The organism is Streptomyces sp. NPDC054796, assembly GCF_053611545.1.
Genome location: NZ_JBSHAO010000060.1, coordinates 1 through 24131, shown reverse-complemented (window position 1 = coordinate 24131; position 24131 = coordinate 1). Strand labels below are relative to the sequence as shown.

Below are 24131 nucleotides of genomic sequence, written 5' to 3'. Positions count from 1 at the left end.
GGACGGGCCTCCGGCGAGTGAGCGATCAGCAGGCCACCCCGAGAGAGACGAGAGGCGGAGACGAACGTGCCACAGGGCGGGCGGCGGGACAGCCGGTTCGGGCGGTATCTGCGGCACGGGTTCACGGACCCGGCCGCTGCGCAGCGGCTCTTCGACGCCCCCGCCCTCGCCGCGCTCCGCGACGACGCCGGGCTGCTGGACGCCCTCGGCGCCACGGCGGACCCCGACCTCGCGCTGGTCAGCCTCGTCAGGCTCGCCGAGGCCCTGCCCGAGCAGGTACCGGGCCGCGCCGGTGAGGGAGCGGCCGGGTCCACCGGGGCCCCCGGAGCGGCCGGGTCCACCGGGTCCACCGGGTCCACCGGGCCCGTCGAGGGCGCGGGCGCCGTCGGCGCCGGGGGACAGCCCGACGCGCGGCCCCGCCAGGAGCTGCTGGACACCCTGCTGGCCAGCAAGCCGCTGCGCGACAGGCTGCTCGGCGTGCTCGGCGCCTCCGAAGCACTCGGCGACCACCTCGCCCGGCACCCCGAGGACTGGAAGGCGCTCGTCACCTACGAGTCGGCCGCCGACCTCAACCCCGGCGTCGAGGAGTTCGAGGCCGCACTCGGAGACGTGACGGACCCCGACGCGCTGCGCCACCACTACCGGCGCTGCCTGCTGTCCATCGCCGCGCGCGACGTGTGCGGCACCAGCGACCTCGCCCAGACCGCCGCCGAACTCGCCGACCTGGCCACCGCCACCCTCCGCGCAGCCCTCACCCTCGCCGAGTGCGAGGCGCCCGAGGACGCCGCTTCCTGCCGCCTCGCTGTCGTCGGCATGGGCAAGGCCGGGGGCCACGAGCTGAACTATGTCTCCGACGTCGACGTCATCTACGTCGCGGAGGCCGCCGAAGGCGCCGACGAGGACAAGGCGCTCCAGGCCGCCACCCGCCTCGCCTCCCGCATGATGCGGATCTGCTCCGACACCACGGCCGAGGGCACCATCTGGCCCGTCGACGCCAACCTGCGCCCCGAGGGACGCAACGGCCCGCTCGTGCGCACCCTCTCCTCGCACCTGGCCTACTACCAGCGCTGGGCCAAGACCTGGGAGTTCCAGGCGCTGCTGAAGGCCCGTCCCATGGCCGGTGACCTGGCGCTCGGGCAGCAGTACGTGGAGGCCGTCGGGCCCATGGTCTGGCAGGCGGCCGAGCGCGAGAACTTCGTGACCGACGTCCAGCAGATGCGCCGCCGCGTCGTCGAGAACATCCCCGCCGCGCAGGTCGAGCGCGAGCTGAAGCTGGGGCCCGGCGGGCTGCGGGACGTCGAGTTCGCCGTGCAGCTCCTCCAGCTCGTGCACGGCCGCTCCGACGCCACCCTGCGCAGCCCCACCACCCTCGAAGCCCTCGAAGCACTCGCCGCAGGGGGCTACGTCGGCCGCCAGGACGCCGCCGCGCTGGACGCCTCGTACCGCTTCCTGCGCACCATGGAGCACCGTATCCAGCTCCACCACATGCGCCGCACCCACCTCATGCCGGAGACCGAGGCCGACCAGCGGCGCCTGGCCCGCTCCCTCGGCTACCGCAGCGAGCCCGTCGCCGAGCTGCACAAGACGTGGCGGCGGCACGCGACGGCCGTGCGGCGGCTGCACGAGAAGCTCTTCTACCGGCCGCTGCTCGACGCGGTGGCCCAGCTCGACGTCGGCGAGGCCCGGCTCTCCCCGCGCGCCGCGCGCCAGCGCCTGGAGGCACTCGGCTACGCCGACCCGGCCGGGGCGCTGCGCCATCTGGAGGCGCTGGCCAGCGGCGTCAGCCGCAAGGCCGCCATCCAGCGCACCCTGCTGCCGGTGCTGCTCGGCTGGTTCGCCGACTCGGCCGACCCGGACGCGGGCCTGCTCGGCTTCCGCAAGGTCTCCGACGCGCTCGGCAAGACGCCCTGGTACCTGCGGCTGCTGCGCGACGAGGGCGTCGCGGCCGAGAACCTGGCCCGCGTCCTGTCCGCCGGACGCTTCGCGCCCGACCTGCTGCTGCGCGCACCCGAGGCCGTCGCGCTGCTCGGCTCGACGGACGACCTGCGCCCGCGCGGGCGCGAGGCGCTCACGCAGGAGGTGCTGTCAGCGGTGGGCCGCGCCGGGGACGCGGAGCAGGCCGTGGCCGTGGCCAGGGGCGTGCGGCGGCGCGAGCTGTTCCGCACGGCGGCGGCCGACGTCATCGGCGCCTACGGCACCGACGAGGTCCCCGTCGCCGACGACCCGGCCCCGGCCGTCGACCGCGTCGGCAACGCGCTCACCGACCTCAACGCCGCCGCCCTCGCTGGCGCCCTGCGCTCCGCCGTGCGCCAGCAGTGGGGCGACGAGCTGCCCGCCAGGTTCGCCATCATCGGCATGGGCCGCTTCGGCGGCCACGAGATGAACTACGCCTCCGACGCCGACGTGATGTTCGTGCACGAGGCCCGCGAGGGGGTGGGCGAGGAGGAGGCGTCGAAGGCGGCGCTGGCCGTCGCCACCGAGATCAGGCGGCTGCTCCAGCTCCCCAGCTCCGACCCGCCCCTGATCATCGACCCGGACCTGCGCCCCGAGGGCAAGAGCGGGCCGCTGACCCGCTCGCTCAGCTCCTACGCCGCCTACTACCGCCGCTGGTCGGCGGTCTGGGAGAGCCAGGCCCTGCTGCGCGCCCAGCCCGTCGCGGGCGATGCCGACCTCGGCGAGCGCTTCATCGGCCTGATCGACCCGCTGCGGTACCCGCACGAGGGGCTCGGCGAGGACGCGGTGCGCGAGATCCGTCGGCTCAAGGCCCGCATGGAGGCGGAACGCATGCCGCGTGGCGCCGACCCGACCACGCACACGAAGCTGGGGCGCGGCGGCCTGACGGACGTCGAGTGGACGGTCCAGTTGATCCAGATGCGGCACGGCTGGGCCGAGCCGGGACTGCGCACGACGCGGACCCGCGAGGCGCTGGCAGCGGCCCACGCGGCGGGGCTGCTCGACACGGACGACGCCGAGATCCTGGACGAGGCGTGGCTGCTGGCCACGCGGGTGCGCAACGCGACGATGCTCGTGCGGGGGCGTGCCGGTGACACGTTCCCCTCGGAGTCGCGGGAGCTGTCGGCGGTGGGGCGCTATCTCGGGTACGAGCCGGGGCACGTCGGCGACATGCTCGACGACTACCGCCGTACGACGCGCCGGGCGCGCGGCGTGATGGAGCGGCTCTTCTACGACGCGGCCGAATAGCGACCCCGCATGCCCGGCCCGCCATGGGGGGCGCGGCCTCTACGCCGTGGCCGGGACCAGTTGGGGGAGGCGGTAGGAGAGGCGGCCGTACCAGCCGTAGGAGAGGACGAAGCCGAAGGCCAGGCACAGCAGGCCCCCCACGGCGTCGAGCCAGAAGTGGTTGGCCGTGCAGACGATGACGATCAGCGTGGTCAGCGGATACGCGTACCCCAGCGCGCGGACCCACGCCGTCCTGGCCAGCATGGCGATGGTGACCCCGCACCACACCGACCACCCGATGTGCATGGACGGCATCGCCGCGTACTGGTTCGACATCTCCGCGAGGTTCCCCGAGGCCATCGAGCCCCACGTGTGGTGGACCTGGACGGTGTCGATGAAATCGCCGCCGTTCATCAGGCGGGGCGGGGCGAGGGGGAAGAGGTAGTAGCCCAGGAGGGCGACGCCGGTGGTGGCGAACAGGACCAGGCGGGTGGCCGCGTACCGCCCGGGGTGGGCGAGATAGAGCCACACCAGGACGGCGATGGTGACGATGAAATGGAGCGTCGCGTAGTAGTAGTTCATCGTCACGATGAGCCAGGTGACGCTGTTCACCGCGTGATTGATGGACTGCTCCACCGCGATGCCGAGGATCCGCTCGATCTCCCAGATCCAGTCCGCGTTGCGCAGGGCCTGCGCGCGCTGCTCGGGCACGGCGTTGCGGATGAGGGAGTACGTCCAATAGCTGACGGCGATGAGGGCGATCTCGAACCAGATGCGGGGCCGTTTCGGGGAGCGTACGCGCTCCAGCAGTGTGCCGGCCCGCCACGCCCTGCCGTCCCGCGGTCCGCCGTCCCGAGGCCCCCCGGCCTCGGCTTCGGCCCCGGTCTCGCGCTGCTCCTCGTCGGGTGTCGCGCCGGCCGGGTGGCGTGTGTCCGTCGTCCTCGTCGTCGGTGCCCCCATGGGAATCAGTTTGCCAGAAGGGGGGCCGTCGCCGATCATCCTGCGGTCGGGTCTTCGGCCGTTTCGGTCATCCGATCGGCCGACTTCTTGAGGACCATGGGAGCGGAAGCGGTTGAACCGCGTACGACCAGTTCAGGCAGGAAGACGAACTCGCTGTGCGGGGCCGGAGTGCCCTCGATCTCCTCCAGCAGCGCCCGGACCGCGGCCTGCCCCATGGCGGTGACGGGCTGCCGGATGGTGGTCAGCGGCGGGTCGGTGAAGGCGATCAGCGGGGAGTCGTCAAACCCGATGACGGACACCTCGCCCGGCACCGAGAGCCCCCGCTGCCGCGCTGCCCTGATCGCGCCGAGCGCCATCATGTCGCTGGCGCACACGACCGCCGTGCAGCCCCGCTCCAGCAGCGCCGAGGCGGCGGCCTGGCCGCCCTCCAGGGTGTAGAGGGAGTGCTGGACGAGCAGCTCCGCCTCCCGCTCGGGCAGGCCGAGCTGCTCCTCCATGGTGCGCAGATAGCCCTCGATCTTGCGCCGCACGGGCACGAACCGCTTCGGCCCGAGCGCGAGCCCGATGCCGCGGTGGCCGAGCGAGACGAGGTGGGTCACCGCGAGCCGCATGGCGGCGCGGTCGTCGGGCGAGACGAAGGGGGCCTGGACCTTGGTGGAGAAGCCGTTGATGAGGACGAAGGGGACGCCCTGGCCGCGCAGCCGTTCGTAGCGCTGCATGTCGGCCGTGGTGTCCGCGTGCAGCCCGGAGACGAAGATGATGCCCGAGACCCCCCGGTCCACCAGCATCTCCGTCAGCTCGTCCTCTGTCGAGCCGCCGGGGGTCTGGGTGGCGAGCACGGGCGTGTAGCCCTGCCGCGTCAGGCCCTGCGCGATGACCTGCGCGAACGCGGGGAATATCGGGTTCTCCAGCTCGGGCGTGATCAGTCCGACCAGCCCGGCGCTGCGCTGGCGCAGCTTGACGGGCCGCTCGTACCCGAGGACGTCGAGAGCGGCGAGTACGGATTCACGGGTGGTCGCGGCGACGCCGGGTTTGCCGTTCAGGACCCGGCTGACCGTGGCTTCGCTGACCCCCGCCTGTGCTGCGATGTCAGCTAGCCGTGCGGTCACAGGACCGGACCTTACCGGCCTCATCTCAGAGTTCCCACCATGTGCACGAATTCGCGGGAAGCCGGGCCTGGCCACCGGAGAAGTCCAGCGGAGCCGAGGAGAGCAGCGGACGGCCCGGTACAGGCAGTTCCACTTCCTTGTCGAGCGTGTTGACGGTGCAGACGAAGCCAGGCCGCCCGAGCGCGAGCACACCCTCGGGCGCCTCCGGCCACTCCAGCGGGCCGTCCCCGAGCCCCGGCAGCCGGTGCCGCAGGGCGAGGGCCGAGCGGTACAGCTCCAGGGTGGAGCGGGGGTCGCCGGTCTGCGCCTCGACGGACAGCTCCTTCCACTCCTCGGGCTGCGGCAGCCAGGAGCCGCCGGGGCCGAAGCCGTACGAGGGGCCCTCGCTCTCCCACGGCAGCGGGACGCGGCAGCCGTCGCGGCGGCCCTCCTGGCCGCCGGCGTCGTGCCCCGAGCGGAAGAAGGCGGGGTCCTGGCGCACCTCGTCGGGCAGGTCCGTGACCTCGGGGAGGCCCAGTTCCTCGCCCTGGTAGAGGTAGGCGGAGCCGGGCAGCGCGAGCAGCAGCATGGCCGCTGCCCGCGCGCGGTCGAGGCCGCCGAGGCGGGTGGTGTGCCGGACGACGTCGTGGTTGGACAGCACCCAGGTGGTCGGGGCTCCGACGGAGGTGGTCGCGGCCATGGACTCCTCGATGACGGCGCGCATCTCGACGGCGTCCCAGGAGGCGCGCAGGAACTGGAAGTTGAACGCCTGGTGCAGCTCGTCGGGGCGCACGTAGAGCGCGAGGCGGCCCGCGTTGGGCGCCCACGCCTCGGCGACGCCGACGCGCTCGCCCTCGTAGGAGTCGAGCAGCCGCCGCCAGGAGCGGTGGATCTCGTGCACCCCGTCCTGGTCGAAGAAGGGCAGCTCCTGGGCGCCGATGAGCTGGGCCTGTTCCTTGCGGCCGATGTCGGGCAGCCCCTCGGCCTTGACCATGCCGTGGGCCACGTCGATGCGGAAGCCGTCCACGCCGAGGTCGAGCCAGAAGCGCAGCACCGACTCGAACTCGTCGTGCACCTCCTGGCTGTCCCAGTTGAGGTCGGGCTGTTCCGGGGCGAAGAGGTGGAGGTACCAGGCGCCGTCGGGTGTACGGGTCCACGCTGGACCGCCGAAGACGGACTCCCAGTCGTTCGGGGGCAGTTCGCCGTCCGCGCCCTTGCCGGGCCGGAAGTGGTAGCGGGCGCGTGCCGCCTCGTCGCCGCCGAGGGCCGCGCGGAACCAGGCGTGCTGGTCCGAGGTGTGGTTCGGCACGATGTCGACGATCACGCGCAGGCCGAGGCGGTGGGCCTCGCGGACGAGGTCGTCGGCGTCCTGGAGGTCGCCGAAGCGGGGATCGACGGCGCGGTAGTCGGCCACGTCGTAGCCGCCGTCGGCCTGGGGCGAGGCGTAGAACGGGGTGAGCCAGACGGCGTCCACGCCCAGTTCGGCGAGGTGGGGGAGGCGCTGGCGGATGCCGGGGAGGTCCCCGATGCCGTCGCCGTCGCTGTCGGAGAAGGAGCGGACGTACACCTGGTAGATGACGGCGTCGCGCCACCAGCCCGACGGGGCTGCGGAGTCGCCGTCGGCGGCGGGGTCGGTGTTGACGGCGTACTGGGGCTGGGGCATGAGCCATCCCTCTCGGGTAGGACCGGCAAGGTCGCCTACTGCGGGGAGCCGCACGCGGCTCAACGCGGCCGTTCGTCCCGGGGTCACCCGGCGGGCCCCGCGGACGCGAACGTAGCAGCAGTGCAAGGTTTTGCGAAAGATCGTGCAACTTAACTTGCAGAAATTTGCCGCAAGGTCTTTCGCAGAGATTGACGCGCTGTTACGTTCCTCCGCAGCCCGGCGCCGCAACGGCGCAGGCGTACATGTGGGAGGAATGGGACATGCGGCGTGGCATAGGGGCCACCGCGGCAGCGGCGGTGCTCGCACTGACGGCGACGGCATGCGGCGGGGGCGGGGACGAGGGCGACAACGGTGCCAAGGGCGAGATCGCGGGCACCGTCACCTACTGGGACACCTCGAACGACGCGGAGAAGGGCACGTACAAGAAGATCGCCGAGGACTTCGAGAAGAAGCACCCGAAGGTGAACGTCAAGTACGTGCACGTCAACTTCGGCGACGCGAACCAGAAGTTCAAGAACGCGGCGGGCGGCAACTCCGGTGCCCCCGACGTGATGCGTACCGAGGTCGCGTGGGTCGCCGACTTCGCCAAGCTCGGCTACCTCGCGCCGCTCGACGGCACCCCGGCGCTGGACGAGGAGTCCGACTACCTCAAGACGGCCGCGGGCAGCACCCGCTACGAGGGCAAGACCTACGCGGTGCCGCAGGTCACCGACACCCTCGGCCTCTTCTACAACAGGCGGCTGCTCAAGGAGGCGGGCGTCGAGGTGCCCACCTCCTTCGCCGACCTGAAGAAGGCCGCGCCGAAGATCAAGGACAAGACCGGGGCCACCGCGCTCTACCTGCGCGGCGACGACCCGTACTGGTTCCTGCCCTACCTCTACGGCGAGGGTGGCGACCTCGTCGACGCGACGGCCAAGGAGGTCGAGGTCGACGACGCGGCGGGCGCCAAGGCGTTCGCCACGATGAAGGACCTGGTCGACTCCAAGGCCGCCATGACCGACAGCAGCGACGGCCAGGAGAACGGGCTCAAGGCGTTCAAGGACGGCGAGGCCGCCATGATCATCGACGGGCCCTGGGACATCGCCGGAGCCCGCGAGGGCAAGGAGTTCACCGGGGACAACAAGGACAACCTCGGCGTCGCGGCCGTCCCGGCGGGCAGCAAGGCGCAGGGCTCGCCGCAGGGCGGCTGGAACCTCTCCGTCTACGCGGGCACCAAGAACATGCGCACCGCGCAGGAGTTCGCCAAGTACATGAGCAGCGCCGAGGTGCAGAAGCGCACCACCGAGGAGATCAGCCTGCTCCCCACCCGCGAGTCGGTGTACGAGGAGCCCTCGGTCAAGAAGAACGAGATGGTCGAGTTCTTCAAGCCCGCCGTGGACAAGGCCGTGCAGCGGCCCTGGATCGCGGAGGGCAACTCCCTCTTCGAGCCGATCCGCGGCCAGGTCGACGGCGTCCTCTTCGGCGACACCTCACCGGAGGACGCGGCGAAGAACACGGGTGACGAGTTCCGCAAGCTCCTCAAGAGCTACAAGTGACCGCTGTGAACACTGCTGATCCCTCCGCGCCGCAGGGCGGCGGCGCGGGCGCGGACGCCGGAGCGGGCGGGGGCCGGAAGGCCCCCGCCCGCGGGGCGGGCCGCTCCTCGGGCCGCACCGCCGGAAGCGGCGGCCGTCCGCCCGGCACACCGGGACCGCTGCGCCGCGCGCTGGCCACCCACTGGTACGCCTGGACGATGGTCGCGCCCGTCGTGATCGTCATCGGGGTCATCATCGGCTACCCGCTGGGCCGCGGCCTGTGGCTGTCGGTGACCGACGCCGACGAGGCCAACGTCGAGCGCACCATCGGCGTCAACCACATCCCCGCCACCTACGAGTTCACAGGGCTGGAGAACTACAAGGCGATCCTGTCCGACAGCGTCTTCTGGGACCGGCTCGGCTGGACCCTGGTGTGGACCGTGGGCTGTGTGAGCGTCACCTTCCTGCTCGGGCTCGGGCTCGCCAACATGCTGAACCGGCAGGTCAAGGGGCGCTCCTTCTACCGCGTCGCGATGATCGTGCCGTGGGGCATCCCCGCGTTCGTCTCCGTCTTCGCCTGGAAGATGCTGTTCAACGAGCGCGACGGCATCCTCAACAAGGTCCTCGACGGCGGCGGCATCGACGCCGTGCCCTGGCTGGGCGACCCCGTCTGGGCCAAGATCGCCGTCATCGCGGTGAACGTGTGGCTCGGCGTCCCCTTCATGATCGTCGCCATGCTGGGCGCGCTCCAGGCGATACCCGGCGAGCTGTACGAGGCGGCCGAGATGGACGGCGCCAACGCGTGGCAGCGCTTCCGCAACATCACGCTGCCCGGCGTGCGGTCCGTCAGCAGCACCGTCGTCCTGCTCAGCACCATCTGGACCTTCAACATGTTCCCCGTCATCTATCTGCTCACCAAGGGCGGGCCAGGGGACTCCACGGAGATCCTCGTGACGTACGCGTTCCGGCTCTCCTTCGTCAACAGCCCCCGTGACTTCGCGACGTCCGCTGCCTGGGGAGTGCTCATCCTCGTGCTGCTCTCGCTGTTCACGGTGTTCTACCGGCGGTCGCTCCGCCGACAGGGAGAGGTGTGGTGACGATGCCCGCCCGTGCCAACGCCGACGTCGGCGCCGAAGCGCGTACCGACGTACACGACAGCCCGAAGCGGCGGCGCTCCTTCCGGGAGCGCGGACCGCTCGCCTCCACAGGGCTGCACATCGGGCTGCTGGTGGCGACCGTCGTGGCGCTGTTCCCGCCGCTGTGGCTGCTGGTGACCTCCTTCAAGCCGAAGAGCGACGCGTTCACCACCTCGCTGGTCAGCCACTTCACGCTCGACAACTACGACCACGTCGTCAACGACACCTACTTCCTGACGTGGTTCGGCAACTCGTTGCTCGTCGTCCTCGGCACGACACTCATCGGTGTCTTCATCGCGGCCACCACCGGCTACGCCATCAGCCGCTTCCGCTTCCCCGGGATGCGCCCGCTGATGTGGGTGCTGCTGATCACCCAGATGTTCCCGATGGCGGTGCTGATCGTGCCGCTCTACAACACGATGGCCACGCTGGGTCTTCTCAACCAGCCGGTCGGGCTGATCATCACCTACCTCACCATCGCGGTGCCGTTCTGCGCCTGGATGATGAAGGGCTTCTTCGACACGATCCCCGTCGCCATCGACGAGTCGGGCCGGGTGGACGGGCTCAACCCCTTCGGCACGTTCTGGCGCCTCATCCTCCCGCTCGCCAAGCCGGGCATCGCCGTGACGGGCTTCTACACCTTCGTCACCGCGTGGGCCGAGGTCGCCTACGCGACCGCCTTCATGACGGGCGAGGAGAACCTGACCCTCGCGGGCGGGCTCCAGACCTTCGTCAACCGCTACGGCTCGGACTGGGGCTCCATGACGGCCGCCGCGGTCATCATCGCGGTTCCGGCCGCGCTGGTCTTCGGCTTCGCACAGCGCCACCTGGTCTCGGGGCTGACGGCGGGCGCGACCAAGTCCTGAGCACGTCCTGAGCACGTACTGACCACGTCCTGACGACGGGCCGCCCGGCACAGGCACGGCACGGTGCCCCCGCCCGCTCTCCGGGCGCGGGGCCACGGCGCCGCGCGCCCGTATGCCCATGGCGCCCGTACACCCATGGGCGGCCACGGGCGGCACACCGCCCCCACCACCACGACTCTCCACCACCAGGGATGACATGACGCAGCACGACACCGCCCCCGGCGCGACCCTCGTCGCCAAAGCTCCGGGCGACGGCCCGGGGTGGTGGCGGGACGCGGTGATCTACCAGGTCTATCCGCGCTCCTTCGCCGACGCCGACGGCGACGGCACGGGCGACCTCGCGGGCATCCGCGCCCGCCTCCCGTACCTCGCCGAGCTGGGCGTGGACGCCGTCTGGCTCAGCCCCTTCTACGCCTCGCCGCAGGCCGACGGCGGCTACGACGTGGCCGACTACCGCGTCGTCGACCCGCGCTACGGCGACCTCGCCGACGCCGAGGCGCTGATCGAGGAAGCGCACGCGCTGGACCTGCGCGTGATCGTGGACATCGTGCCGAACCACACCTCGGACCAGCATGCCTGGTTCCGCGCGGCCCTCGGCGGCGACGAGGCGGCACGCGCCCGCTACCACTTCCGGCCCGGCAAGGGCGCGGACGGCGAACTGCCCCCGAACGACTGGGAGTCCGTCTTCGGCGGTCCAGCGTGGACCCGTACACCCGACGGCGCCTGGTACCTCCACCTCTTCGCCCCGGAACAGCCCGACCTCAACTGGGAAAACCCCGCCGTCCACGACGAGTTCCGCTCCGTGCTGCGCTTCTGGCTCGACCGGGGCGTGGACGGCTTCCGCGTCGACGTGGCGCACGGCCTCGTCAAGGCCGAGGGGCTGCCCGACGCGGGCGGGTCCGAGCGGGCGCGGCTGCTGGGCACGTCGCGGGTGCCCTACTTCGACCAGGACGGGGTGCACGAGATCTACCGCTCCTGGCGGCGCGTGCTGGAGGAGTACCCGGGCGAGCGGATCGCCGTCGCCGAGGCATGGACGCCGACCACCGAGCGCACGGCGCTCTACGTCCGCGCCGACGAACTCCACCAGGCGTTCAACTTCCACTACCTCGACACCGACTGGGACGCCGGCGCGCTGCGCGACGTCATCGAGGAGTCGCTCGCGGCCATGCGCCCCGTCGGCGCTCCCGCGACGTGGGTGCTGTCCAACCACGACGTCGTGCGGCACCGCACCCGGCTGGGCGGCAGCCTGGAGCGGGCGCGCGCCGCCGCGCTGCTGATGCTGGCGCTGCCCGGTTCCGCGTACGTCTACCAGGGCGAGGAACTGGGCCTCCCCGAGGTCACGGAGCTGCCCGACGAGGCCCGTCAGGACCCCTCGTTCTTCCGGGACAACGGGCAGGAAGGCCTGCGCGACGGCTGCCGCGTGCCCCTGCCCTGGGAGACCGACGGGCCCTCGTACGGCTTCGGCCCCGGCGGCTCCTGGCTGCCCCAGCCCGAGGGCTGGGGCAAGCTGGCCGTCGCCGCGCAGCGCGGCGACCCGGCCTCCACGCTGGAGCTGTACCGCGCCGCGCTGAAGCTGCGCCGCGCGCACCCCGGTCTCGGCGCGGGCGACGAGGTCACCTGGCTGGAGGCGCCCGAGGGCGTGCTGGCCTTCCGGCGCGGGGACCTCGTCTGCACGGCCAACACCGGCACGCGTCCGGCCCCGCTCCCGCCGGGGCTCGGGAAGCTGCTGCTGGCCAGCGGCCCGTACGACGGCGGCGGCACCGCGCTGCCCGCCGACACCACGGCCTGGTGGACAGTTGCCGGACTCGGCGGCGACGGTGGCCACGGCGACGGCGACGGCGGGCACGGTGGCGACGGCGGGGAAGCGGAAGGGGATCGCGCGTGACCTCCGCCGTTCCGGCCGGACACCAGCCCGCCGGTCCCCTCCCCGCAGGCCGGCCGCCCACCGGGCGGCTGGCGGCCGTGGCCCAGCAGGCGGAGGTCAGCGAGGCCACCGTCAGCCGCGTGCTGAACGGCAAGTCGGGCGTCGCCGACGCGACCCGGCAGCGGGTGCTGGCCGCGCTCGACGTGCTCGGGTACGAGCGGCCCGTACGGCTGCGGCGGCGCAGCGCGGGACTCGTCGGCCTCGTCATCCCCGAACTGACCAACCCGATCTTCCCCGCCTTCGCGCAGGTCATCGAGCAGGCGCTCTCGGGATACGGCTACACGCCCGTGCTGGGCACCCAGATGCCGGGCGGGGCGACCGAGGACGAGCTGGTCGAGATGCTCGTGGAGCGCGGGGTCAGCGGCATCATCTTCCTCTCCGGGCTGCACGCCGACCTCTCGGCCGACCCGGAGCGCTATCTGCGGCTGGCGGGGCGCGGGGTGCCGTACGTGCTGGTCAACGGCTACAACGAGCGGATCAGCGCGCCCTTCGTCTCGCCCGACGACCGCGCGGCGGCGCACATCGCGGTGCGGCATCTGCGCGAGCTGGGGCACGAGCGGATCGGGCTCGCGGTCGGCCCCGCACGCTTCGTCCCGGCGCGGCGCAAGGCGGAGGGCTTCGCCGAGGCGCTGGACGACACGGCCGGGGGTGCGGGGGACGTGGGCGCCGCCGAGGGCATGGTGCAGCACACCCTCTTCACCGTCGAGGGCGGGCACGCGGCGGCCGGGGCGCTGCTGGACCGCGGCTGCACGGGCATCGTCTGCGGCAGCGACCTGATGGCCCTGGGCGCGGTGCGGGCCGCGCGGCAACGGGGCCTCGACGTGCCGCGCGACGTGTCCGTCGTCGGCTACGACGACTCCGAGCTGAACGCCTTCACCGACCCGCCGCTGACGACAGTGCGCCAGCCCGTGCGCGCGATGGCGAACGCGGCCGTGCACGCGCTGCTGGAGGAGACGGGCCAGGACCCGGTGCGGCACGCGGAGTTCGTCTTCCAGCCGGAGCTGGTGGTGCGGGGCTCCACGGGCCAGGCGCCGCCGTCCTGACGATCGGCTTGACGGGGCCCTGGAGGGGCACTTGGGCCCCTCCAGGATTCCGTCCGGCAACCTCTGCGCAATCTCTTCCACAAGTTTCTGCAAGCTGTTACGTTCTCAACCGCTCCGGTCCGGCCGGCCGGGAGCCCGTTCCGGGCTCCACGCGCCCGGCCGGCCGGACCGGTTCAACCTCAACGGCCTTACGGGCGCGGCGCGTTGCCCCCGAGGCGGACACCCGCATTCGCTTCTCATCGGAGGCGTCATGGCCACGATCCCGCGCGAGATCCGCACCGCGTACCGACAGAGACCCCTCACCGCACTGCTCGTCCTCGCGCTCACCCTCTGCGTGAGCGCCGCGCTCGCCGTCACGCCCACCCGGGCACAGGCGGCACCTCCCGGCAGCAAGGACGTCACCGCCGTCCTCTTCAACTGGCGCTTCGACTCCATCGCCAGGGAGTGCACCAGCAGGCTCGGCCCCAACGGCTACGGCTACGTCCAGGTCTCCCCGCCCCAGGAGCACATCCAGGGCGGCCAGTGGTGGACCCAGTACCAGCCCGTCAGCTACAAGCTGGAGAGCCGGCTCGGCAACCGTGCCCAGTTCAAGAGCATGGTGGACACCTGCCGGGCGGCCGGGGTCGGCGTCGTCGTCGACACGGTCATCAACCACATGACCTCCGGCTCGGGCACCGGCACCGGCGGCTCCTCGTACACGAAGTACGACTACCCCGGCACGTACTCCGTCTGGGACATGAACGACTGCCAGTCGACGATCAACAACTACCAGGACCGCTACCACGTCCAGAGCTGCGAACTGCTCGGCCTCGCCGACCTCGACACCGGCGAGGAGTATGTGCGCGGCCGGATCGCCGCGTACATGAACGACCTGCTCTCGCTGGGCGCGGCGGGCTTCCGCATCGACGCGGCCAAGCACATGCCAGCCGCCGACCTGGCCGACATCAGGTCCCGGCTCAGCAGGCAGGACATCGTCTGGAAGCAGGAGGCCATCTACGGCGCGGGCGAGGCCGTCTCGCCGAGCGAGTATCTGAGCGTCGGCGACGTGCAGGAGTTCCGCTACGCCTTCGACCTCAAGCGGGTCTTCCAGAACGAGAGGCTGGCCTACCTCACCAACTACGGCACGGGCTGGGGCTACATGGACGGCGGCCGGGCCGCCGTCATGGTCGACGACCACGACACCGAGCGCAACGGCTCCACCCTCAGCTACAAGAACGGCGCCGATTACACGCTGGCCAACGTCTTCATGCTCGCCTGGCCCTACGGCTCGCCCGACGTCCACTCCGGCTACGAGTTCGGCGACAACGACGCGGGCCCGCCCAACGGCGGCACCGTCGACGCCTGCTGGCTCAGCGGCTGGAAGTGCCAGCACGCCTGGCCCGAGATCCAGTCGATGGTCGGTTTCCGCAACGCGGTGCGCGGCACCGACGTGCGCGGCTGGTGGGACAACGGCAACGACGCCATCGCCTTCAGCCGCGGCACCAAGGGCTTCGTCGCGATCAACCACGAGGGCTCCTCGCTGACCCGCACCTACAGCACGTCGCTGCCCGACGGCACGTACTGCGACGTCCAGACCCGCACCACCCGCACGGTCAGCGGCGGCCAGGTCACGGCCACGCTCGGCCCGAACACCGCGCTCGCGCTCTGCGCGGGCAAGACCACCTGCTGATCGCCCGCTGACCACCCGCTGACACCTTCCGGCGCGGCGGCGGGGGAGGGGGTACCCGTGCCCCGCCGCCGCACCGGAGGACCGCACCCCGTACAGACCGGACAGAGAGGAACCCCGCACGTGAGACGGCACCGCCAACTCGCCCTGTGCGCCCTGCTGCTGGCGCTGCCGCTGACCCTGCTCGGGGCAGGGGCACCCGGCGCGGGCGCCGCCGAGGACGACGGCCTCGACCTCGCCTCGGCCAGGGCGCAGTGGATCGACCGCACCACCGTGGCCTGGCCCAAGGGCCTCGGCGAGGCGGCGGACACTCACCTGCTCGCGTACGCGGCCGACGGCGGCCTCACCGTCAGGGACGGCGACCTCGCGGGCGACGCCTCGCGCCTCGCCCTCACCCGCGTCCCCGGCGGCCTCAGCGACGCACAGCGCGCGGCCCACCCGCACCTCGCCGCGGACTACGACGCCTACCGCCTCACCGAACGCGACACCGGCGTACTCCGCGAGGCACTGCGCGGACAGGTCGTGGCCGTCGCCGGAGAGGGCGAGGGGGAGGACGCGGGCACCGCGCTCTCGGCGGCCACAGGGGTGCAGATACCCGGCGTCCTGGACGACCTCTACGCGCGCAAGGCCACCCGCGCCACCCTCGGCCCCGACTTCCACGGCGGACCCCACGGCGGACCCCATGGCGATCGCGTCACCCTCTCGGTCTGGGCCCCCACCGCACGCGAGGTCGAGGCCGAGATCGACGGGCGCACCGTGCCCCTGCGCCGCAGCGCGGACAGCGGGGTGTGGAGCGCGACGGGCGACACCGACGACTGGGCGGGCGCCACCTACCGCTACCGCGTCACCGTCTGGGCCCCCGCCGCACAGAAAGTGGTCACCAACGAGGTCACCGACCCCTACTCCACCGCGCTGACCACCGACTCCGAGCGCAGCGTCGTCGCCGACCTGGACGACCCCGCGCTGGCCCCCGCCGGCTGGCGGAACCTGCGCAAGCCGCGCGCCACCCCGCTGCGCGACGCGCAGATCCAGGAGCTGCACGTCCGCGACTTCTCCGTCTCCGACCCCACGTCGAAGCACCCCGGCGCCTACCGCGCCTTCACCGACCGCGGCTCCGACGGCATGCGGCACCTGCGGAAGCTGGCCCGCTCCGGCACCTCGTACGTGCACCTGCTCCCGGCCTTCGACTTCTCCACCGTGCCCGAGCGAAGGTCCGACCAGCGCGAGCCCGGCTGCGACCTCGCCGCGCTGCCCGCCGACTCGCCCCGCCAGCAGGAGTGCGTGGGCGAGGTCGCCGCCGAGGACGCCTTCAACTGGGGCTACGACCCCCTCCACTACACCGTGCCCGAGGGCTCCTACGCCTCGGATCCCTCGGGCCCGTCCCGTACGAAGGAGTTCCGCGAGATGGTCGCGGGGCTCAACGGGGCCGGGCTGCGCACCGTCATGGACGTCGTCTACAACCACGCCTCGGCCAGCGGCCAGGACCCGAAGTCCGTGCTGGACCGCATCGTGCCCGGCTACTACCACCGGCTGCTCGCCGACGGCTCCGTCGCCACCTCCACCTGCTGCGCCAACACCGCGCCCGAGCACGCCATGATGGGCAAGCTCACCGTGGACTCCGTGGTCACCTGGGCCCGCGCGTACAAGGTGGACGGCTTCCGCTTCGACCTGATGGGCCACCACCCCAAGGCCAACATCCTCGCCGTCCGCGCGGCCCTCGACCGGCTGACGATGGCGAAGGACGGCGTCGACGGGAAGAGCATCGTCCTCTACGGGGAGGGCTGGAACTTCGGCGAGGTCGCGGACGACGCGCGCTTCACGCAGGCGACGCAGAAGAACATGGCGGGCACCGGCGTCGCCACCTTCTCCGACCGCTCCCGCGACGCGCTGCGCGGCGGAGGCCCCTTCGACGAGGACCCCCGCGTCCAGGGCTTCGCCTCCGGGCTGTTCACCGACCCCAACACGTCACCTGCCAACGGCACCCGCGAGGAGCAGCGCGCCCGGCTCCTCCACTACCAGGACCTGATCAAGGTCGGCCTCACCGGCAACCTCGCCGACTACACCTTCACCGACTCGCGGGGCCGGAAGGTCAAGGGCTCCGACGTCGACTACAACGGCGCGCCCGCCGGATACGCGAAGGTCCCGGGCGACGCCCTCTCCTACGCCGACGCGCACGACAACGAGACCCTTTACGACGCCCTCGCCTTCAAACTCCCCGCAGGCACCTCGGCGGCCGACCGCTCCCGCATGCAGGTCCTCGCCATGGCCACGGCCGCGCTCTCACAGGGCCCCGCGCTCTCCCAGGCGGGCACGGACCTGCTGCGCTCCAAATCGCTCGACCGCAACTCCTACGACTCGGGCGACTGGTTCAACGCACTGCACTGGGACTGCCGCCTGGGCAACGGCTTCGGGCGCGGCCTGCCCCCGGCCGCCGACAACGAGCCCAAGTGGCCCTACGCGAAGCCGCTGCTCACCAACCCCCGGCTCACCCCCTCCTGCACGGAGATCAACGCGACGAGCGCCGCCTACCGCGACCTGCTGCGCATCCGCACCACGGAGCCGTCCTTCAGCAAGCGGGACGCCGCCTCCGTGCAGCGCGCGCTGAGCTTCCCCCTCTCCGGCACGGAGGAGACCCCGGGCGTGCTGACGGCGCGGCTCGACGGGCTCGTCCTCGTCGTCAACGCCACCCCGGAGCGACAGGAGCAGACCGTCGCAGCCGCCAAGGGCCGCGGCTACAGGCTCCACCCCGTCCAGGCGAAGGGCGCCGACCCCGTGGTGAAGCGGTCCGCCTACGACGCGCGGACCGGGACGTTCACCGTGCAGGGCCGCAGCGTCGCGGTCTTCACCCGGGGCTGACGGGCGCGGCGCGGTCCTCGGAGCGGCGTGGTCCCCGGTCCAGGGGGCCGGGGACCACGCGGGTCAGTTCGTGTGCGCGACGGGGCAGCCGCCCGTGAGGCCGCTCAGGAACGCGTTCGGGTCGTAGAAGTGCTCGACCTCGACCAACTGGAGTTCGTCGCTGACCGTCGCGACGCTCATCCCGTACATCTCGATGCGCTTGCCCGTGGGCAGGAAGCCCTTGTACTCGCCGGAGAAGTCGCCCCAGTGCCGCCACTTGAAGGCGATGACGGGCGGCGGGGAGAGGACCTCCAGTACCTCCCAGAAGAAGCCGCCGGGGAAGGCGGTGTGGAAGACATGGTGCTGGGAGGCGAAGTCCTCCTGCTCACGGCGGTAGAACGGGCTGTCGCCGATGAGGACGTTGTAGCTCCCCTGCTCGGCGATGTCGGCGGCCGAGGCCCACTCGCCGCCGTTCACACGGGTGCGGAACCTGTCGGTGACCATGGACACCCAGGTCGCCGGGTCCTCCTTGTGCGAGACCTCCATCTCGAAGACCTGGGCGAGGGTCTCCACGATCGCTTCGAGCTGGTCCGGCTGGAAGTGGTGGGTTCTCTCCGCCGGCATCACCTGGTGCGACAGGTGATAGTCCGGCGCCTCGTTGCGCCACTCGCCGGGGTCCGAGGCCGCGATGACCGCCTCCCGGCCCTGGAGCCACAGCGGGGTCTCGGTCGTTTCAGGCATGGAGCCGCCCTTCAGGTGTGCGGAAACGGGGGATGGTGAGCACGGTCGTTCACGGAACGACCGCGACCGATCCTCTCGCCTTCAAATTCCCTACACAAGAAGGAAGTTGACGTTACATCACCTTCACAAATCAACCAGAAATGAGCGAACGCAGACGCTCCAGGAGATCTCCGAAGGGCCCGTCCGCGGGCTCCTGCGCCGCTACGCGGCGCACCGTGTCCGCCGCCTCCTGGTCGTAGGCGGCCGTGACGGCGGCCAGCGCCATGAAGTCGTGCACGAGCTGGAGCTCCAGCTCCTCGCGCGGGATGGCACGCGCCTCCAGCCACGTCAGCGCCGTCGTCTCGGCGAGGCCGACCCAGGAGCGGATGACGAGGGCGAGCCGGGGCCCCGGGTCCTCCAGGCCGAGGTGCGCGAGCATCTGTCCGTAGGCGGCCCTGCGCACCTCGTCGATCATGGCGTTGGCCCGCGCGGAACCCACGGCGGGGCCGCCGCGCAGCAGCGCGGAGAAGCCAGGCCCGTGCTCCTCGACGAAGTCGAAGTAACGGCCCATCACCCGCAGCAGCCGCGCCCCGAGCGGCCCCTCGTGCGGTTCGACGAAGCGGGACGCCAACTCGTCGGCCGCGCGGCGCACGGCCGCCTCGTACAGGCTGTGCTTGCCGGGGAAGTAGTGGTAGACGAGCGGGCGCGAGATGCCCGCGGCGGAGGCGATGTCGTCTATCGACACGTCATCGGGCGAGCGTCGGCTGAACAGATCCAACGCGACGGCGATCAACTGCTTCCGCCGCTCCTCGACACCCATTCTGCGGCGCACGCCAGTGGTCATGCGGACAACCCTAACGAGCCCGCCGACCGCCCGGCAGACAAGGGGCGGAAGGGGCGCATGGGACACGGGGTGCTAGGGGCGGCGGCGCTGACCGGGCCCGGGGGCCGGTTCCGGGTCCGGTTTTTTTGGGGGGGCGGGGCGGTTTCTCACATGTCCAGGGTCAGCCGCCCGTCCCGCGCGCGGGAGACGCATATCAGCATGGAACCGTCCCGCTCGGAGTCCGTCAGCAGCTCGTCGCGGTGGTCCACCGCGCCCTCCAGCACCCGCGTCTGACAGGTGCCGCAGAACCCCTGCGCGCAGGAGTACGCGGTGTCGGGGCGCACCTCGCGTATCGCGGCCAGCGCCGTCGTGTCCGCCGGGACGGTCAGCGTCGTGCCGCTGCGCCGCAGCTCGACCTCGAAGGGGTGGTCCTCGCCGCTCCCGCCGCTCCCGCCGCCCCTGCCGCCCCCGCCGGGTCCAGGGCCCGCCGCCGGGGCGAACCGCTCCAGGTGGAACCCGCCACCCGGCGGGTCCTGGGCGCACAGCGCGCCGAGCGCCGCCATCAGCGGCTCGGGCCCACAGCAGTAGACCGCCGCCTCCGGGGGAGCCCAGGCCAGGGCCGCGGCGAGATCGGGCAGCCCGGCCTCGTCCTCGGGCACCAGCGTCACCATGCCCCTCGGTCCGCCGAGCTTCGCGATCTCCTCCAGGAACGGCATCGAGGCGCGCGTACGGCCGCCGTAGACGAGGTGCCAGCGCGCGCCCGCCGCCTCGGCCGCGCGCAGCATGGGCAGGACGGGCGTGATGCCGATGCCGCCCGCGACGAAGAGGTAGGCGGGCGCCTCCACCAGCGAGAAGCGGTTGCGCGGCCCCCGCACCTCGACCTCGGTACCCACGCGCAGCCTCTCGTGTACCTCGCGCGAGCCGCCGCGTCCGCCCTGCCCGTCGCCGATGAGCCGGGTCGCGACGGTGTACGCGTCGGCCTCCGCCGGGTCGCCGCACAGCGAATACTGCCGCACCAGCCCCGAGGGCAGCACCAGATCGAGGTGGGCGCCCGGCTCCCACGCGGGCAGCGGCGCACCCTCGGCGCCGCTCAGCCGCAGCCGTACGACCCCGTCCGCCACCGTGTCCCGCTCGGTGACGGTGAGCCGCATGCCGGTGCCGGTGCCGACGCCGGTGTCCGTGCGACGCTGCCCCCGCGTGCCCGAAGTGGGCCGGTCCAGCGCGGGCAGCGGCCACAGCGGGGACTTCTCTATGCGGCGCCCCATGGCCCGCTTGACGAGCAGCGCGGCGCCGAAGGCCAGCGCGACGTTCCTGGCGCGCGGCATCTCAGGCACCTCCCGAAGTACGGTCCGGGACCTGCCCGTTGGCGCCGGGCGAGCCCGCGAGATAGGCGACTGCCTGCGCCGTGCTGCACTCCTGCGAAGGGTGGTAGGTGCGGCCCAGGTACGTGGGTATGGAGCGGAGCATGTCCCCGGTCCCGGGCAGCACGCCCTCGCGCCCGCCGCGCAGGAACGCGCGGAAGCTGGCCTTGCCGTCCGTCAGCGTCGGGTCGTTCTCCATGAAGAACCGCACGCCCCGCTGCCACAGGAAGACCAGCGCGCCGAAGGCGAGCCCCCAGGTGCGCACCCGTCGCGAATAGGCGCCGTCGACGTGCAGGAACAGGTCGAAGGCCACCGACCTGTGCTCGACCTCCTCAGCGCCGTGCCAGCGCAGCAGGTCCAGCATCACCGGGTCGGCGCCCTTGCGGTCCAGGGCCTCGGCGTTGAGCACCCAGTCGCCGAGGAAGGCGGTGTAGTGCTCGATCGCGGCGATGAGCGCGATCCGCTCCAGCAGCCACCAGCGGCGCGGCCTGCCGGGCGGCAGCGTGCGGTCGCCGAGCAGCTTCTCGAAGAACCAGTCCACCTGGGCGGTGTACGGATCGGGGTCCAGGCCGAGGCGCCGCAACTGCGGCAGCACGTCGTCGTGCGCCTGCGAGTGGATCGCCTCCTGGCCGATGAAGCCGATCACGTCCTCGCGCAGCCGCGCGTCGCGGATCAGGGGCAGCGCCTGCTTGTAGACGTGCACGAACCAGCGCTCGCCCGCGGGCAGCAGCAGATGCAGCACGTTGATGGTGTGCGTGGTGGCGGGGTCGCCAGGCACCCAGTGGAGCGGGGTCCGCGACCAGTCGAAGGCGACCTGGCGCGGCCTCAGCCCGGTGTGCTCGGACGCGACCGGCACGGGCCGCTTCCCCGGCTGCCTCTTGGCCGTATTAGACATGGCGTCAATGTACTGTCGGGTATCGGTTGGCGACAGGGGTACGGCAGAAGATTGCGCACCCGGTGAGTACGGGCCGGTCCGACCGGACCGCACGGGCCACCCCCTAGCGGAGCGCCTGGAGCGAGGTGCCGTCCGCCAGTCGCGCGACGAGCCTGGTGCGGCTGCCCTTCGCGGCGCGCAGCGCCAGAGTGCGGCCCTTCTCCGTGCCCCGTACGTCGCCGGTCGCCGTGACCGAGGTGACCTCCTCGCTGCCAGCCGCCAGCACATACCAGTCGCCGTCCCGCGAACGCCACATCACCCCGCCCAGCACCCGCGGCTCCCGAGGCCCGCACGCCGGGCCGCCGACGGCGGGGGAGGCAGCGGCGCCAGGCTCCGACGGCTCGCGGGCGGGCGCCCTGAACACCGCCGCCGCCCGCGCCCCCTGGCCCCGCCAGGTCTCGGCCCGCGTGCACAGCCAGTCGGCCGTGCCAGGCTGTCCAGGGCCCGGCAGCGGCTGCTCGGCGAACCGCCACGTGTTGACGGACCGCACCCCGTGCCCCGCCAGCGCGGGCAGCCGGCACGCACCGTGCGCGAGCCGGGTCCGCGCCGCCGCGCCCGTCGCGTCCGCCGGGGTGCCCCGCGAGCCCTCCGGTCCGGCGCCGGGGGCGCCGTCCGTGAGGCGGGCCGGGGTCAGCTCGCCCAGATCGGAGTACAGGTACGGCGCTGAGCGGCCCCGCACGTCCAGCAGCAGGCCCGGCCAGCGCGCGCAGTCACGACCGCCCGTGGGGGGAGCGGGCAGCGGCGCGGTCACCCCGTCGCCGCCCACCTCGACCCGGTGCCCCGCGTCCGAGGGCCTCAGCAGGTCAGCCGTCGACGCGCCCGCGACCCAAGGAGCCGTCAGATAGCGCACGTTGCTGTCGCTTCGCGAGACGACGAGCGCGCCGGCCGAGACCTCGTCGGCGCCGTCCGTACGCGCCAGGTCCAGCGCGGCACCCCCGCGCTCCGCACCGGCCGACTCCGCGTACCGGGCCACCCGCAGCCCGTCGTGCAGCAGCACCACGCGGGCGCCGTCCACGGTCCCCGCGTACAGCAGCCGGGGCGGGCCCGACGGCGGGCCCGCCGGGGTGCCGCGCGTCGTGGAGACGCTCACCTCGGGGCCCGGGCGCGCCCACACGGCCAGCGCGCGACGCAGCAGCTCGCGGTCCCCGAGGCGGTCGCCGCGCGCGGGCCACGCGGCGAAGTCCAGCCGTGCCGCGTCGCGCCACGCGGTGGGCGCGGCGCGCGCCAACGCGTCCGGATCCAGGGCCCGTTCAGCCGTGGCGTTGCGCGCGTACGGGGGCGCGGCGGGCCCGTCGGGGCCCCACGAGTCGCCGGGCAGCCCCAGCAGCCCGCCGCCCACGAGCGCCGCCACGGCGACGGCGACCGCCGCGCGCGCGTGCTGGCGGCGGCGCATCAGATCCGTGGGACGCGCCTGGAGCGAGCACGGGTCGAACTCGACGGACTCCAGCAGCGACTGGTCCCTGCTGCCCGCCGGGGCGACGACGCGGTCGGCACCGGCCAGCGCCGCGTCGGGGTCCGGCACGTCGGCCGCGCGCAGCAGGGAGCGGATGTCGTGGTCCGCCATGCCCTCCAGGCCACGCAGCACGTAGACGGCGCGGGCCGCGCCGGACACGGCCGACAGCGCCTGGTCCAGGGCCAGTTCGTCGGCGCCGCCGGAACGGGGGAAGAGGCGCAGCCCGAACACGCGGGGCAGCGGCGCGGGGAGGGGCGGCAGGGCGCGCAGCGCCCTCGGCTGCCACGGCCCCAGCCGCCTCGGCCGCTCGGCGGCGAGCGCGGCGCGCAGAACGCGCAGCCGGATCCAGGCGAAGGCGGCCTGGGCGGTGCCGGGGGTTTCGCGGGGCGCGAGGGCTTCGCCGGGCGCGCGCTGGGTGAGGATCGCGCGCGTGGTGGTGCGGCCTCGGGGGAGGGCGCGCTGGGCCAGGGCGTGCGCTGCGAGGACGCGGCGGTGACGGCCGAGAGAGGGCGGCAGCACGAGGTAACCGAGCCGCACGAGACGTGGATAGTGCTCCACCAGTGCGGCTTCCGCCTGCTCGACGCCGACCGCCTCGTCCGGCGCCCACGGGTGTGGTGGATACGGTGAAGTCGCTTCCTGGGATCCCACGTTCACGAGAACGAGCGATTCTTCCTACGGTCACCCCGGAACGCTGCGCTGGGCGGTTCGCCGTTTGGTGGGTTGCCCTCTTCACAGGGGTGTTGCGCGGGACGGTTGGCCGGTGTGGTGGGTGCCGTAGGGTCCCGCGCTGATTTTTGTGCGGCTGCACGGGGTGCGGGGCGCTGCGCTGGGCGGTGCGTTGTGTTCCGGGTGCGGGCGGGTGGCTTCGGCGCGGTGTGTGGTTGCGGTGCGGTGTGGCTGGCGCCGCGTGGTTCTTGGTTTGTGCTGGTGGTCGTGTGGGGTGCTGTGTGGTGGGGGTCGGTGCC

The 24131-nt window shown here is 72.7% G+C and carries 14 protein-coding genes and 2 pseudogenes; 8 read left to right on the top strand and 8 right to left on the bottom strand.

Annotated features, from left to right (window positions below; all coding sequences use genetic code 11):
- The first annotated feature begins 66 nt into the window (after positions 1-66).
- Positions 67-3201 (top strand): bifunctional [glutamine synthetase] adenylyltransferase/[glutamine synthetase]-adenylyl-L-tyrosine phosphorylase, encoded by a 3135-nt coding sequence (locus ACWGJ2_RS33705; protein ID WP_453350128.1) that lies wholly within the window; start codon positions 67-69, stop codon positions 3199-3201.
- 39 nt (positions 3202-3240) lie between these two features.
- Here ACWGJ2_RS33705 and ACWGJ2_RS33700 read toward each other — a convergent pair whose 3' ends face one another.
- Genes ACWGJ2_RS33700 through ACWGJ2_RS33690 form a run of 3 tightly spaced genes read right to left on the bottom strand, consistent with a single transcriptional unit; the run spans position 3241 to position 6891 of the window.
- Positions 3241-4140 carry a phosphatase PAP2 family protein gene (locus ACWGJ2_RS33700; protein ID WP_453350127.1) on the bottom strand — a complete coding sequence of 300 codons (900 nt, stop codon included), beginning with the start codon at positions 4138-4140 and terminating at the stop codon, positions 3241-3243.
- A 35-nt stretch (positions 4141-4175) separates the two neighbouring features.
- Positions 4176-5249, bottom strand: coding sequence for a LacI family DNA-binding transcriptional regulator (locus ACWGJ2_RS33695; protein ID WP_453350126.1), 1074 nt, complete (start codon positions 5247-5249; stop codon positions 4176-4178).
- A gap of 25 nt (positions 5250-5274) precedes the next feature.
- Positions 5275-6891, bottom strand: a complete 1617-nt coding sequence (locus ACWGJ2_RS33690) for a glycoside hydrolase family 13 protein (RefSeq protein ID WP_453350125.1) — start codon at positions 6889-6891, stop codon at positions 5275-5277.
- Between the two features lie 260 nt (positions 6892-7151).
- Here ACWGJ2_RS33690 and ACWGJ2_RS33685 point away from each other — a divergent pair, with 260 nt between their 5' ends.
- From ACWGJ2_RS33685 to pulA, 7 genes and pseudogenes are all read left to right on the top strand, one after another.
- Positions 7152-8426 (top strand): extracellular solute-binding protein, encoded by a 1275-nt coding sequence (locus tag ACWGJ2_RS33685; protein ID WP_453350124.1) that lies wholly within the window; start codon positions 7152-7154, stop codon positions 8424-8426.
- A gap of 197 nt (positions 8427-8623) precedes the next feature.
- Positions 8624-9502: a carbohydrate ABC transporter permease gene (locus ACWGJ2_RS33680; RefSeq protein WP_453350149.1), complete on the top strand. Its 879-nt coding sequence runs from the start codon at positions 8624-8626 to the stop codon at positions 9500-9502.
- A 2-nt stretch (positions 9503-9504) separates the two neighbouring features.
- Positions 9505-10407: a sugar ABC transporter permease gene (locus tag ACWGJ2_RS33675; protein WP_453350148.1), complete on the top strand. Its 903-nt coding sequence runs from the start codon at positions 9505-9507 to the stop codon at positions 10405-10407.
- Positions 10408-10603: 196 nt separating this feature from the next.
- Positions 10604-12205 (top strand): annotated as a pseudogene (locus ACWGJ2_RS33670) (glycoside hydrolase family 13 protein); the annotation flags it as partial.
- A 155-nt stretch (positions 12206-12360) separates the two neighbouring features.
- Positions 12361-13374: a LacI family DNA-binding transcriptional regulator gene (locus tag ACWGJ2_RS33665; RefSeq protein WP_453350147.1), complete on the top strand. Its 1014-nt coding sequence runs from the start codon at positions 12361-12363 to the stop codon at positions 13372-13374.
- Between the two features lie 250 nt (positions 13375-13624).
- A complete protein-coding gene (locus tag ACWGJ2_RS33660; RefSeq protein WP_453350123.1) occupies positions 13625-15043 on the top strand; it encodes an alpha-amylase in 1419 nt (472 codons plus the stop codon).
- Positions 15044-15241: 198 nt separating this feature from the next.
- Positions 15242-17896 (top strand): annotated as a pseudogene (gene pulA / locus ACWGJ2_RS33655) (pullulanase-type alpha-1,6-glucosidase); the annotation flags it as partial.
- Between the two features lie 63 nt (positions 17897-17959).
- Here pulA and ACWGJ2_RS33650 read toward each other — a convergent pair.
- The 5 genes from ACWGJ2_RS33650 to ACWGJ2_RS33630 form a co-directional block, all read right to left on the bottom strand.
- Positions 17960-18616, bottom strand: a complete 657-nt coding sequence (locus ACWGJ2_RS33650) for a SnoaL-like polyketide cyclase (RefSeq protein WP_453350122.1) — start codon at positions 18614-18616, stop codon at positions 17960-17962.
- Between the two features lie 130 nt (positions 18617-18746).
- A complete protein-coding gene (locus ACWGJ2_RS33645) occupies positions 18747-19439 on the bottom strand; it encodes a TetR/AcrR family transcriptional regulator (RefSeq protein WP_453350121.1) in 693 nt (230 codons plus the stop codon).
- Positions 19440-19585: 146 nt separating this feature from the next.
- Positions 19586-20743 (bottom strand): PDR/VanB family oxidoreductase, encoded by a 1158-nt coding sequence (locus ACWGJ2_RS33640; RefSeq protein WP_453350120.1) that lies wholly within the window; start codon positions 20741-20743, stop codon positions 19586-19588.
- A gap of 1 nt (position 20744) precedes the next feature.
- A complete protein-coding gene (locus ACWGJ2_RS33635; RefSeq protein ID WP_453350119.1) occupies positions 20745-21674 on the bottom strand; it encodes a metal-dependent hydrolase in 930 nt (309 codons plus the stop codon).
- A 103-nt stretch (positions 21675-21777) separates the two neighbouring features.
- Positions 21778-23814, bottom strand: a complete 2037-nt coding sequence (locus ACWGJ2_RS33630) for a hypothetical protein (protein ID WP_453350146.1) — start codon at positions 23812-23814, stop codon at positions 21778-21780.
- Positions 23815-24131: the final 317 nt, after the last annotated feature.

Bases quoted from the DNA above. Each gene is read 5' to 3' on its own strand.
- ACWGJ2_RS33700 (WP_453350127.1), bottom strand. From the start codon at position 4,140: ATGGGGGCACCGACGACGAGGACGACGGACACACGCCACCCGGCCGGC.
- ACWGJ2_RS33690 (WP_453350125.1), bottom strand. From the start codon at position 6,891: ATGCCCCAGCCCCAGTACGCCGTCAACACCGACCCCGCCGCCGACGGC.
- ACWGJ2_RS33685 (WP_453350124.1), top strand. From the start codon at position 7,152: ATGCGGCGTGGCATAGGGGCCACCGCGGCAGCGGCGGTGCTCGCACTG.
- ACWGJ2_RS33680 (WP_453350149.1), top strand. From the start codon at position 8,624: ATGGTCGCGCCCGTCGTGATCGTCATCGGGGTCATCATCGGCTACCCG.
- ACWGJ2_RS33675 (WP_453350148.1), top strand. From the start codon at position 9,505: ATGCCCGCCCGTGCCAACGCCGACGTCGGCGCCGAAGCGCGTACCGAC.
- ACWGJ2_RS33660 (WP_453350123.1), top strand. From the start codon at position 13,625: ATGGCCACGATCCCGCGCGAGATCCGCACCGCGTACCGACAGAGACCC.
- ACWGJ2_RS33650 (WP_453350122.1), bottom strand. From the start codon at position 18,616: ATGCCTGAAACGACCGAGACCCCGCTGTGGCTCCAGGGCCGGGAGGCG.
- ACWGJ2_RS33645 (WP_453350121.1), bottom strand. From the start codon at position 19,439: ATGACCACTGGCGTGCGCCGCAGAATGGGTGTCGAGGAGCGGCGGAAG.
- ACWGJ2_RS33640 (WP_453350120.1), bottom strand. From the start codon at position 20,743: ATGCCGCGCGCCAGGAACGTCGCGCTGGCCTTCGGCGCCGCGCTGCTC.
- ACWGJ2_RS33635 (WP_453350119.1), bottom strand. From the start codon at position 21,674: ATGTCTAATACGGCCAAGAGGCAGCCGGGGAAGCGGCCCGTGCCGGTC.